We start from the raw sequence: 12496 nt of genomic DNA, 5'->3' as shown, positions 1-12496 counted from the left end.
GGCTCAGCCCCCTATCTCGTTCATGGGCCGTGCGGAGTCGCTCGCACGACCGTCGTCCATCCGGTGTCCCCGAGGCTTTGACGCGATGCCGCCTCGCATGGCCTCAACCAGCTCCTGGCCGGTAAGCCCACGTAGGCTGACCTCGACCGAGGAGTGAAGGCACGGCTTCAGGCGACCGTCCGCCGTCACGCGAATGCGGTCACAGCCCGAGCAGAACCTGTGCGTCATGGGCCGTATGAGCCCAACGCTACCACGCCAGCCGGGGGCATGGTACAGCTCCGAGACGCCCTCTTTCCCAACGGGGGCAAGCTCGGGCACGGCATCTAATACCGCATCGGCAGAGACGAAGCGCCCCTTGGGCCACCGGGCGCACTCCCCCATACGCATGAGCTCGATGAAGCGCACCGTGAGGTCGTGGTCGCACGCGAGAAGCGCCATGGTACGAAGCTCGTCGTCGTTCACACCGCCCACGAGCACGCAGTTGACTTTGGTGTTCGAGAAGCCCGCATCGTGCGCGGCCTCGAGCCCTGCAAGCGCGTCCGCAAGCGAGCCGCGTCGCGTGATGCGCGCGTAGCGCTCGGCATTCAGCGTGTCGAGACTCACGTTGAGACGGGAGAGCCCCGCAGCCCGCAGGTCTTTTGCCACGGGTGCAAGCAGCGTGGCGTTGGTGGTCATGTCCACCTCCTCGATGCCAGGAACAGAGGAGGCCATGCCCACGAGGTCCACGATGCCGCGCCTCGCCAGAGGCTCGCCACCCGTAAGGCGCACCTTTTGCACGCCCAGGGACGCCGCCGCGGCAACGATGCCGCGCATCTCCTCGAACGAGAGGATGTCGGCATGCGACAGCATGGGCACGCCATGCTCGGGCATGCAGTAGATGCAGCGGCAGTTGCAGCGGTCCGTTACGGAGAGGCGCAGGTAGCGTATGTCACGGCCAAGGTCGTCATGCATGAGGCGCGTCCTCCGTGGCGGCCTTGGCGTTGCCGGCCTCCTGCGAAGCGCCCCCGGAGACGAGCGGCATGACCTTCTCGGGAGCAATGCCCAGCGTGACCTGGGTCGGACTTTCGAGACTGGCCCATGCGTCCTTGTCGCACTCATAGCGCAGCAGCGCGCCCGCAGGGGTCCTTGCCATCACGATGGTCGAGAACGTGGAGTCAATCACGCGGTCCACCTCGCAGGGGATTGCGTTTGGCCCGCCGGGGTGCAGGCCCGGGGTGATGGTGAAGTAGTGCGCACGGATCCCCACGTGCGAGACATCCTTGGGGCACGGCATCGACGTGGCAAGCGTGACGCCCCAGTCGTCGCAGGCAAGCGCGCCGGCCTCGCCCGCCATGCGCGCACGGCTCACGTTCTTGCAGCCGCTGATCAGGGCCGCCGCCACGCTGGAGGGGGCGTCGAAGAGCGAGTGCACGCCCACCTTGGCGTCAGAGCGGCCGCGGTCCAGCACGCAGACCGTATCGCACATGCGGTAGACCTCGTCGCGATTGTGAGAGACGTACACCGCACCGCCCGGGAACCCACGCAGGACGTCTGCCAGCTCAAGCTCAAGCTGCCAGCGCAGATAGCCGTCAAGCGCCGAGAAGGGCTCGTCCAAGAGGATGAGCTCTGGGTCGCTCGCAAGGATGCGTGCCATGGCGCAGCGCTGCTGCTGCCCGCCAGAGAGCTCGCGCGGGCGATGGCGCTCGAGGCCATCCAGGCGCATGGCCGCCATCTCGCGCCTCGCGCGAGCAAGGCGCTCCTCCCTCGTGGCGCCAAAGGCACCGGAGAGCACGTTCTGCTCGACCGTCATGGTTGGGAAGAGGGCATAGCTCTGGAAGAGGTAACCCACGTGGCGCCTCTGCGGTGGGAGGTCTACCTTTGCCTCGCTGTCAAAGAGCGTGCGCTCACCCAGCACGATGCGGCCGGCGTCTGGTCGCTCGACGCCCGCAATGCACTTGAGCGTCATGGACTTGCCACAGCCCGATGGCCCCAGAAGGGCCATGATCTCTTCCGGGCGCTCCAGGGAGAACGAGACGCCCAGCGTAAAGCCACGCAGGCGCTTCTCGATGTCAACTTCCAAGACCGTCATGATGCCGCCCCCGCTCGCGCCGCGCCCGAGCGCTGGCGACCCTCAAAGAGGTTGAGGACGAGCAGCACCACGGCGCTTATCGCAAGGTTCACAAGAACCCACTGGAAGGCCTGCGCGTCATCGCCCGTGCGCCACAGCTGGTAGACCGTCGTGGAGATGGTGGCCGTAGACCCTGGCGTGTAGCCGGCGATCATGGAGGTGGCGCCATACTCGCCCAGTGCGCGGGCGAAGGCCAGAACGGAGCCAGCGATGACCCCCTGCCTGCAGCAAGGCATCTTAACCCGCCAGAACACCCAGGCATTCGACTTGCCCAGCGTGCGCGCAGCGCTGGCGAGGCTCTGGTCAAAGCTCTCGAAGGTGCCACGCGCCGTGCGGTACATGAGCGGGAAGCTCACGACCACGGTGGCGAAGATGGCCGAGTACCATGTCATGGTGAGCTTGATGCCAAAGGCGGAGAGCACCCAGGCGCCCACGGGACGCCTGGGACCGAGAAGCACCAGCAGCATGTATCCCACGACGGTGGGCGGCAGCACCAGGGGAAGGGTGAGGACGACGTCGAGCACGCCCTTCACCACGCGGTGGGCATGGGCCACCACATCTGCGAGCCACACGCCGAGGAGAAACACCACCACCGTCGAGACGGCGGCAATCCTCAGCGAGTTAAGGAGTGGGTACCAGTCCATGGCAAGGCTATGCCTCGGCAAGCGGCGTGAAGCCGACCTTCTCGAAGCAATCGCTTGCGTCCTTCGTCCTGAGGAAGTCGAGGAGGGACTTGGCAAGCTCGGGCTCGAGCGCAGACTTCGTTGCTGCCGCGGGATAGACCACGCGGCCGCACATCTCCTCGGTGGCCTCGTCGACCATCGTGAGGCTGGCGGAGGTGGCATCGGTCTTGTAGATGACGCCACAGTCGACGGTGGCCTCGGATACCTGCGAGGTGACCTCCTTCACGTTGCTGCCGTAGGTGATACAGCCGGCGTTGGCGAGTTCCGTCTCGTCGAGGTTGTAGTACGCAAGGATCTTCTGGGTGTACTGGCCCACGGGGACATCGGAGTTGCCCATGCAGAGAAGGACGTCGTGTGCCTGGAGCTTGGATGCCATGTCGTCGAAGTTCTGGACGGCCTTGGGGTTGCCATCGGGCACGCAGAGCGTGACCTTGTTCTCGAGGATGTCAAAGCGGGTGGCGTGGTCGATGTAGTCGAGGCCGTCGTCGTTGCCGGATGCGGCCTGGGCATCGAGCTGGTTCATCTGCTTCTGGCCTGCAGAGATGAAGACGTCGCAGTCTGCGCCCTCCTGAATCTGCTTCTTGAGGGTGCCCGAGGAATCAAAGTTGAAGCTGATGTCTACGCCATCGTTGGCGGCCTTGAAGAGGTCGCCGGCCTCGGTGAGCGACTCGGTGAGCGATGCGGCAGCAAAGACGGTGAGCGTCCTTGCCTCTGCCGCAGACGTCGTATCCGCTGTGGCCGAGCTGGCCGACTGAGCGGTCTGCGATTGCGTGCCTCCGCATGCCGCCAGCCCGAGGCCTGCCGCAGCAACTGCCACCGACACAAACGAACGCCTGGTAACGCTTGTTCCTGCCATGGTACTTTCCTTTCCCTGGGTGTGATGCCTGCCTGGGGCGCATCTCTGGAGCGATGCTTTTCACGTGCCGCCCATGTGGTGCCTGTGGACTTCGCCGCCGAGGATGTGAAGCCTGTCCAACGACGGCGTTCTTGCTTACAGACTATAACGCTATGCAAACAAAAAGTTTGGGAAAGGTGGCAGGCGGAGAAGTTGCGACGCGGACGGTAGGGCTGTGGCGGGGCAGGATGGACGACGAGCCCCCAAGCCACCTGGCAAACCCAACGATGTGCACACATCGGCAACGTATACTGTCTTCTTGGCTTATTCGCCGCGAGGTACCTTGGCACAAGACCCGAAAGGAAACCCATGAGCGAGGCAAAAGACCCCCAGGACACCTGCGTGCTCGTCACCGGCGGCGCGGGCTTCATTGGAAGCCACACCGTGGTCGAGCTTTTGCAGGACGGCTACAAGGTGGTCGTCGTCGACGATCTCTCCAATGCGTCCGAGAGGGTCATCGACCGCATCAAGACCATCGTGGGTGACGCGGCGGCCGCCCGCCTCACCTTCTACCGCACCGACGTCAACGACCGCGAGGCCATGAGCGCGGTCTTCGACGGGGACCACATCGACCGTGTGATTCACTTCGCTGGCTTCAAGGCCGTGGGCGAGTCTGTGAGCAAGCCCATCGAGTACTACGCCAACAACCTTGGCAACACGCTCACCCTCGTCGACGTGATGCGCAACCATGGCTGCAAGGACATCATCTTCTCCAGCTCCGCCACGGTCTACGGTGACCCGGACAGCCTCCCGCTTACCGAGGAGAGCCCCAAGAAGCCCGCAACCAACCCGTACGGCTGGACCAAGTGGATGATCGAGCAGGTCCTGACCGACCTCCACACCGCAGACCCCGCGTGGAACGTCGTGCTGCTCCGCTACTTCAACCCCATTGGCGCGCATCCCTCGGGACTCATGGGCGAGGACCCCAAGGGCATTCCCAACAACCTCTTGCCCTACGTCGCACAGGTGGCCATTGGCAAGCGCGCGTGCGTACACGTCTTTGGCAACGACTACGACACGCCCGACGGTACCGGCGTGCGTGACTACATCCACGTATGCGACCTCGCAACCGGCCACGCTGCGGCCCTCAACTGGATGAATGGCCGCACCGGCGTCGAGATCTTCAACCTCGGCACCGGCAGGGGCACCTCGGTCCTCGAGATCATCAAGGCCTTCTCGCTCGCCTGCGGCAAGGACCTCCCCTACCAGATTGACCCGCGCCGCCCCGGCGATGTGGACGCCAACTACGCCGACTGCTCTAAGGCCAAGCGCGAGATGGGCTGGGTGGCCAAGTACGACATCGGCGACATGTGCCGTGACTCCTGGAACTGGCAGTCCAAGAACCCCAACGGCTACGAGGGCTAGCAATGGCAACACGCGGCACCACGACCGCCGGCGACGGGGGCGGGCTCTTTGCCGCTTGGCTCACCGAGCGCCGGCCTCGCATCGAGGACTACATCTCCGCACACCTGCCCCAGTCCATCGCAGGACAGGGTGCGGAGCAAGACCTCTCCCGCTACCTCTATGCCCCGCTCGCGCGCTTCACGCGCTCGGGCGGCAAGCGCACTCGCCCCGCGCTGGTGCTGCTCGGCTGCGAGGCTGTGGGAGGGGACGCCTCGCGTGCCCTCGCGGCAGCCGCGGCCATCGAGGACTTCCAGTCTGCCGCCCTCATCCATGACGACATTGCCGATGAGGGCGAGGTGCGCCGCGGCCAGCCCTGCACATACCGCGCCGAGGGCACGGGCATCGCCATCAACGTGGGCGACCTCGCGCTTGTCGAGGTCGTCGGCAAGGTTGTGGCAGACCCCGCCCTTGATGACGCATGCCGCCTGCGCATAGTGCGCGAGCTGGTCGAGATGGAGCGCCGCACGCTCGAGGGCCAGGCGCTCGACTTGGGCTGGGTCCGCGACGGGCGCTGGGACGTATCCGTCGCAGACTACCTGTGCATGGCCACACGCAAGACCGCATTCTACTCGGCGGCAACGCCGCTTGCCATGGGTGCCATCTGCGGCGGGGGCACCCAAGAGCAGACGGACGCCTTGAGGGCCTTTGGCATGGACGCGGGCCTCGCCTTCCAGCTGCAGGATGACCTGCTCAACCTTGTTGGCAGCGCCGAGGCACAGGGCAAGGACTTCAGGAGCGACATCACCGAGGGCAAGCGCACCATGGCCGTGTGCTGGGCACTCGAGCACCTGTCGGGGGCCGAGAGGGGCGAGCTTCTCGGCATCCTCTCGTCGCATGCCACAGATACGCGGGTGCTTGCCCGTGCCGTCAGGCTCATGGAGGGGGCAGGGGCCATCGATGCCGTGCAGGATCGCGCACGCGCCCTCGCGGGCAGCGCGCAGGGGCGCCTCGAGGGCGTCGAGCTTGCCGGAGACACGCGCGCGGTCCTCGATTCTATGGCAGACTTCTTTGTGGAGCGCAGGGGCTAGCCGGATGACGCCTTGCGCCCGCGATATCGGGGGGAACTAGGGTATGGAACCTATTCGCGAGGGCGCGTCAGGCGCCGCTGTGGAGGACATCCAGGAGCGCCTGGGGTCGCTGGGATACAAGATCGACAGGGCAGAGACTGACGAGAAGGCCTTTGGCCGCTCGACTGCCACCGCCGTTGCGCGCTTCCGGCTTGACCACGGCCTCCAGCTGGGCGAGGCAATCGATACGGCTACGTGGGCGGCACTCGTGGACGAGTGCTACCAGATCGGTGACCGCACCCTCTACCTGCGTCTCCCCAACTTCCACGGCAACGACGTGCATCAGCTCCAGGAGCGCCTCAACGTGCTTGGCTTCTCCTGCGGCGCGGTGGATGGACAATACGGCGCCCACACCGAAGCCGCAGTCAAGCAGTTCCAGGAGAGCGTAGGGCTCTTGGCAGACGGCATGGCCTTCCCCGACACCTTTGACGCCATCGACCGCCTGAGGCATGTATGGGGCGGAAACCCCGCGGTGGGACCGCACCCACAGGGCGGCATGGGCTTTGCCCGCGCAGCCGGCGTGCTCGAAGTCGTCAAGCTCTGCATCACCGGCGAGGACCCCATCTCGAGAAACGTCGCGGGTCGCATCTGGAACCTGGCAAGTGCCACAACCGATGCCTCGGGCCTTGAGCTTGTCGACTCCTCGGCCCCTGCCGCCTGCAAGGGGGCCCAGGCCGTACTCGTTCTCTCGGCCGCACCCCTGCCAGACGGCTCCACCACCTCAAACGTGATCATGGACGACGTCGATACGCTCCCCTTGCGCCTGCGCACCGCCGTCGAGAGCTCGCGCGAGGACGTGCCCGTGGTACGCATCGAGCTGCCCGTGGGCCCCAACTTCGAGGGCACCTTCACGACGAGCGACGCCCAGACCTACGCCGTCTTGATGCTCGACGCCATCTGTGCCGCGTTTGAGGGCATCCAGCTGTGAAAGGGCACCGCGACGTATCACAGGATGGGCCCCGAAGCGGCGATGCTTCGGGGCCCTTCGCTTACCGGCTGGCTGCCTGAGGCCGCGCGTCCTACAGGTGCCAGATGTCCTCGTCGTACTGGCGAATCGTGCGGTCGGACGAGAACACGCCGGACTTGGCGATGTTCATCAGCGACTTCCTGCGCCAGGCACCACGGTCCTCGTAGTCGGTGAGCATCTGCTCCTTCCTCTGGATGTACTCCTCGATGTCGAGCAGCGCCATGAACCAGTCCTTCCACGCCATGTCGTCGTGCAGGCGCCTCAGGCGCTCGGCGTTGCCCAGTGCGAGGAACGCCGGGTTGGCGATGAAGTCGACCAGAAGCTTCACGCCCGGGCGCAGGTAGTGCGCATGCGCGTCGTAGGCGCGCTCGGCATACAGGCGCTCGACCTCCTTGGAGGAGGCGCCAAAGGTGTAGATGTTCTCGTCTCCCACAAGGTCTGCGATCTCGACGTTGGCACCATCGAGCGTGCAGAGGGTCACGGCACCGTTGAGCATGAACTTCATGTTCGAGGTGCCCGAGGCCTCCTTGGAGGCAAGCGAGATCTGCTCGGAGATGTCCGCGGCGGGAATCACACGCTCGGCCGCGCTCACGTTGTAGTTCTCGATCATGACCACCTGAAGGTGCGGCGAGACGACCGGGTCTGCCGCAATCCAATGGGAGAGCAGCAAGATGAGGTGGATGATGTCCTGCGCAATCGTGTAGGCGGGCGCGGCCTTGCCGCCGAAGACGATGGTGAGCGGACGCGCGGGGACGTTTCCGTTCTTGATGTCGAGGTACTTCCAGATGATGTAGAGCGCGAGCATCTGCTGGCGCTTGTACTCATGGATGCGCTTCACCTGCACGTCGATGATGGCGTTCTCGGGGATGCTCACGCCCTGCGTCTGCATGAGAAACTCGCGCATGCCGGCCTTGGCCTCAGCCTTTGCGTCATCCAGGCGGGCAAGCACCGCCTCGTCATCCGTGAAGTCGAGAAGCCCGGAGAGGTCGCAGGTGTTGCGCCAGTCCGTGCCCAGGACGTCGTCGAGCACGCCCGAGAGGGCCGGGTTTGCATCCATGATCCAGCGGCGGAAGGTAATGCCATTGGTCTTGTTGGAGAACTTCTCGGGATACAGCTCGTAGAAGGGGTGAAGCTCGGTGTCCTCGAGGATCTTGGTGTGCAGCGCCGCCACGCCGTTGATCGAGAAGCCGTAGTGGATGGCCATGTGGGCCATGTGCACCAGGCCATCGCATACGATGGCCACGGCGTCATCGTCGCCATGCTCGGCACGCTCGAGCTCGTCGAGCTTGACCACGATCTGCGCGATGCGCGGAGCCACGGTCTCAAGGCTCGCGAGCGGCCACTTCTCGAGTGCCTCGGCAAGGATGGTGTGGTTGGTGTAGGCAACCATGCGACGCACGACCGAGACGGCCTCGTCAAGCTCGAAGCCGTGAACGTCTACGAGCAGGCGCACCAGCTCGGGAATGACCATCGAGGGGTGCGTGTCGTTGATCTGCACCACGGCGTAGTCGGGCAGGTCATGCAGGTTGGAGCCGCGCGCGACGGCCTCATCGAGGATGAGCTGGGCCGCGTTGGAGACCATGAAGTACTCCTGGTACACGCGAAGCAGCCGACCAGCGTCATCGGAGTCGTCGGGATAGAGGAAGAGCGTGAGGTTCTTGGCCAGCCCCCCCTTGTCAAAGTCAATCGAGTTCACCGGTACCAGGGAGTCGTCAACGCCCTCGAGGTCGAAGAGGCGGAGCCTGTTCTTGGTGGTGCGCCCATAGCCCAAGACGTCAATGTCGTAGAGGCGAGACTTTACGGCGAAGCCGCCGAACTCCACGGTATAGGCCCTCTCGTCTCTCGCGAGCCAGCCCTGTCGGTCCAGCCAGCCATCGGGCTCCGCTGCCTGTTGCAGGTCGACAAAGTGCTGGCGGAAGAGGCCGTAGTGGTAGTTCAGGCCCACGCCGTCGCCGGGGAGGCCCAGCGTGGCGATGGAGTCCAGGAAGCATGCGGCGAGACGACCCAGGCCTCCGTTGCCCAGGGACGGCTCAACCTCGCACTCCTCCACGGCACCCAGATCGTGGCCAGCAGCGGCCAGCTGGGACTTGACCTCGTCGTACACGCCCAGCTCGATGAGGTTGTTGGTGAGCAGACGGCCGATAAGGAACTCGGCGGAGAGGTAGTACAGGCGGCGCTTGCCCTCGTTGAGCGGCATGGTCGCCGTATGCTCGCGAACGAGGCCCTCGAGCATGGTGCAGATGGTGGAGTCATCGAGCTCGGAGAGCGGACGACCATACTTTTCCTGGGAGCGTGCCTCAAGATCGGTCTTCATGCGATGCGATACCTCCAAATGTCGCGTTGACATGGCAGGACGGGCGACGGTTGCGCAGCGCAACCGTGCTCCCCTATTCGGGAAGCTCGGGCCCCTTCGTGCCGGGGACCCGGTAGTAGGTGGTGGTCAGGTCGGAGAGCTCTGCCTCGACCTCGGGCGTCACGGCATCCGCAAGCATGCGCCAGCGCCAGTTCTTCCCAACGGTCGAGGGTGTGTTGATGCGGGCGGAGTTGTCCAGCCCCAGAAGGTCCTGCATGCGGAAGATGCAGGTGTCGCTCACCGAGGCGGCAATGGCGCGGTTGCAACCCTGTGCCACGGTCTCTCCCGGCGCAAGGGCGAGGTAGCGGGCGGCCTTCTCGCGGGCGTTGGGCGTTGCCGTGTCCTTGAGCCAGCCCATGGCCGTCTCGTTGTCGTGCGTTCCCACATAGGCAACGGTGTTGGCAACATAGCGGTGCGGGAGGTCAAGCGAGTCCCCCTCGGCATCAAGGCCAAACTGGAGGATCCTCATGCCAGGAAAGCCCGTGTGCTCGCGCATGGCAATGACCTCGGATGTCATGAAGCCCAGGTCCTCCGCGATGATGGGAAGCTTGCCCAGCTGCTCGGCCACGGCATCAAAGACATCGCTGCCAGGGCCTTTGGCCCAGCGGCCAAAGCTCGAGTCTGGTGCGCCAAAGGGCACAGACCAGTAGGACTCAAAGCCGCGGAAGTGGTCGATGCGCAGGATGTCATAGAGCTTGAGGTTCGCACGCAGGCGCTCGAGCCACCAGCTGTAGCCATCCTCAGCCATGCCAGCCCAGTCGTAGATGGGGTTACCCCAGTACTGGCCGGTGGAAGAGAACTGGTCGGGCGGCGTGCCGGCAACGCAGGTGGGGTTGCCGGTCGCGTCCACGCGGAAAAGCTCTGGCGTGGCCCACATCTCGACCGAGTCGCGGGACACGTAGATGGGGATGTCACCCACGATAAGGACGCCACGCTTGTTGGCGTAATCCTTCAGGCCCTTCCAGTGGTGGTAGAAGAGGTACTGCGTCATCTCGTGGTAGCGCATGCGCTCGGGACGCTCGGCGCAGAGCTCCGCGCTCACCTTGCCACGCCTGCGGTACTCGCGCGGCCACTCGTAGTAGGCCTTGAGGCCAAACTCCTCCTTGGTGGTCATGAACTCGCAGTAGGGCTTAAGCCAGGGGTCGTTCGCCTCGCGGAAGGCATCGAAGCCTGCGGGAGGCGCTGCCGAGAAGCTCGGGAGCGCGCGCTCGAGCAGGGCACGGTGGCCACGGAAGAGGGTCCCGTAGTCAACGTCTTCCGGGTTGTCGCCAAAGGGCAGAACGACAAGGTCCTTCTCGCAGAGGTAGCCCAGGCGCACCAGGTCCTCGACGTCTATGAAGTACGGATTCCCCGCAAAAGCGGAGAATGACTGGTAGGGCGAGTCTCCAAAGCTCGTGGTGGTGAGGGGCAGCACCTGCCAGTAGCGCTGGTGGGTACGAGCCAGGAAGTCGACGAAGTCGTACGCCTCTCGACCAAAGGTGCCAATGCCCACGATGCCCGGAAGCGACGAGACGGGCATGAGCACGCCGCTTGCTCTCTCCATGTGTGGCCTCCTTCTCTCTTGCGCACATACGCACGCCGTCACCTTGGGCACTCCCGCAAAAGGGCCCCGACCCGTCCGAGAAAAGCGGGCCGGGGCCGCATCAAGCCGATGTCGCGGGAGGGAGGGAAGGCTACGGCTTGATGATGTTCTTGCCGGACGTCTTGTCAAAGAAGTGGACCGCGTTCGGCTCGAACTTGAAGGAGATGGGTGCGCCGTCGGCGAAGGACCTGCCAAGGGCGCCGTCGAAATCGATGGTGGGGATGACCAGGACGAAGTCATATCCCTTGACGCTGGCGTGCACATGGACCGTAGAGCCCATGAGCTCGGAGACGTCGATGGTGCCGGAGATGGTGCCGGGCTCGCCTGCGCTGGCGAGCTGGATCTGCTCGGGGCGCACGCCTGCGGTGACATCGGCAGAGGTGATGCCAACAGCAGCGAGGGCCTTGCCCGTCTCGCGCGAGACGGCAATCTGGGTGTCCAGCGCGTGCAGGACGCAGCCCGAAGCGGTCTTCTCGAGACGGCCGTCGAAGAAGTTCATCTGCGGGACGCCGATGAAGCCGGCCACGAAGAGGTTGGCCGGCTCGTTGAAGACCTCCTGTGGGGTGCCGACCTGCTGGACCACGCCGTCCTTCATGATCACGATGCGGTCGCCCAGGGTCATGGCCTCGGTCTGGTCGTGCGTGACGTAGATGAAGGTCGCGTTGATGCGCTTGCGGAGCTTGATGATCTCGGCACGCATCTGGTTCCTGAGCTTGGCGTCCAGGTTCGAGAGGGGCTCGTCCATGAGGAGCACCTTGGGGTCGCGCACGATGGCGCGGCCGATGGCCACACGCTGGCGCTGGCCGCCGGAGAGGGCCTTGGGCTTGCGGTCGAGGTACTGGGTGATGCCCAGCGTCTCTGCCGCCTGGCGGACCTTCTGGTCGATCTGGTCCTGCGGGGCCTTGCGGAGCTTCAGGGGGAAGGCCATGTTGTCGTACACGGTCATGTGGGGGTAGAGGGCATAGCTCTGGAAGACCATGGCGATGTCGCGGTCCTTGGGGGCCACCTCGTTCATGACCTTGCCGTCGATGGTGAGCTCGCCGCCGGAGATGCTCTCGAGGCCGGCGACCATGCGCAGCGTCGTGGACTTGCCGCAGCCGGAGGGGCCGACGAGGACGACGAACTCGCGGTCTGTGATGTCGAGGTTGAAGTCCTCGACCGCCACGACGCCCTCGTCGGTAACCTTGAGGTTGCTCTTTTTCTTCTCGGGCTCTGGGCCCCTCTTGCCGAGGCGATGCTTCGCGGTCTTCTCGATGTTCGGATAGATCTTTGTGATGTGCTTCAGGCTGACTTCTGCCATGGCTCTCGGATTCCTTCCGTAGGTCGCAGCCGGGGCCCGCGCCCCCGTATCGGGCTGCATGTCTTCAAGGAGGTCCCCCCCTTCGCGGGGCCGCGTTGACCCCGCGAAGGGGGTGGGAAAGAGGGGACAAACTCAGAC

10 protein-coding genes are annotated in these 12496 nt (G+C 64.8%); 3 read left to right on the top strand and 7 right to left on the bottom strand.

Annotated features, from left to right (window positions below; all coding sequences use genetic code 11):
- Positions 1 to 3: 3 nt before the first annotated feature.
- The 4 genes from moaA to modA are packed head-to-tail and all read right to left on the bottom strand — an operon-like array spanning position 4 to position 3646.
- Positions 4 to 951: a GTP 3',8-cyclase MoaA gene (gene moaA, locus E0E00_RS11950; protein WP_130812775.1), complete on the bottom strand. Its 948-nt coding sequence runs from the start codon at positions 949 to 951 to the stop codon at positions 4 to 6.
- Positions 944 to 2068, bottom strand: coding sequence for a sulfate/molybdate ABC transporter ATP-binding protein (locus E0E00_RS11945; protein ID WP_130812774.1), 1125 nt, complete (start codon positions 2066 to 2068; stop codon positions 944 to 946). Before E0E00_RS11945 ends, moaA begins: the two co-directional genes overlap by 8 nt.
- The gene (modB, locus tag E0E00_RS11940) at positions 2065 to 2751 is read right to left on the bottom strand and encodes a molybdate ABC transporter permease subunit (protein ID WP_130812773.1); all 687 of its coding nucleotides are present in this window, start codon (positions 2749 to 2751) and stop codon (positions 2065 to 2067) included. Before modB ends, E0E00_RS11945 begins: the two co-directional genes overlap by 4 nt.
- Before the next feature lie 7 nt (positions 2752 to 2758).
- On the bottom strand, positions 2759 to 3646 hold the full coding sequence (gene modA / locus E0E00_RS11935; RefSeq protein ID WP_130812772.1) for a molybdate ABC transporter substrate-binding protein: 888 nt from the start codon (positions 3644 to 3646) through the stop codon (positions 2759 to 2761).
- 348 nt (positions 3647 to 3994) lie between these two features.
- Between modA and galE the strand changes: the two genes are divergently transcribed.
- The 3 genes from galE to E0E00_RS11920 are packed head-to-tail and all read left to right on the top strand — an operon-like array spanning position 3995 to position 7084.
- Entirely contained in the window at positions 3995 to 5050 is a 1056-nt protein-coding gene (gene galE / locus E0E00_RS11930) for a UDP-glucose 4-epimerase GalE (RefSeq protein ID WP_130812771.1), read from the top strand.
- 2 nt (positions 5051 to 5052) lie between these two features.
- Complete coding sequence (locus E0E00_RS11925; protein ID WP_130812770.1) at positions 5053 to 6117, top strand: polyprenyl synthetase family protein; 1065 nt, start codon at positions 5053 to 5055, stop codon at positions 6115 to 6117.
- Between the two features lie 43 nt (positions 6118 to 6160).
- A complete protein-coding gene (locus tag E0E00_RS11920) occupies positions 6161 to 7084 on the top strand; it encodes a peptidoglycan-binding protein (protein ID WP_130812769.1) in 924 nt (307 codons plus the stop codon).
- A gap of 91 nt (positions 7085 to 7175) precedes the next feature.
- Here the strand turns inward: E0E00_RS11920 and glgP are convergent, their stop codons facing one another.
- The 3 genes from glgP to E0E00_RS11905 all read right to left on the bottom strand — a co-directional run bounded on the left by glgP (position 7176) and on the right by E0E00_RS11905 (position 12358).
- The gene (gene glgP, locus E0E00_RS11915; RefSeq protein ID WP_130812768.1) at positions 7176 to 9437 is read right to left on the bottom strand and encodes a glycogen/starch/alpha-glucan family phosphorylase; all 2262 of its coding nucleotides are present in this window, start codon (positions 9435 to 9437) and stop codon (positions 7176 to 7178) included.
- Positions 9438 to 9510: 73 nt separating this feature from the next.
- The gene (gene malQ / locus E0E00_RS11910; RefSeq protein ID WP_130812767.1) at positions 9511 to 11019 is read right to left on the bottom strand and encodes a 4-alpha-glucanotransferase; all 1509 of its coding nucleotides are present in this window, start codon (positions 11017 to 11019) and stop codon (positions 9511 to 9513) included.
- A gap of 130 nt (positions 11020 to 11149) precedes the next feature.
- Positions 11150 to 12358: an ABC transporter ATP-binding protein gene (locus E0E00_RS11905; RefSeq protein ID WP_130812766.1), complete on the bottom strand. Its 1209-nt coding sequence runs from the start codon at positions 12356 to 12358 to the stop codon at positions 11150 to 11152.
- Positions 12359 to 12496 lie beyond the last annotated feature (138 nt).

Origin of the sequence: Olsenella sp. Marseille-P4559, assembly GCF_900605015.1 — a bacterium.
Lineage (GTDB): Bacteria > Actinomycetota > Coriobacteriia > Coriobacteriales > Atopobiaceae > Tractidigestivibacter.
The sequence above is the reverse complement of the archived record's forward strand: the minus strand, read 5'-3'. Positions and strand labels throughout refer to the sequence as shown.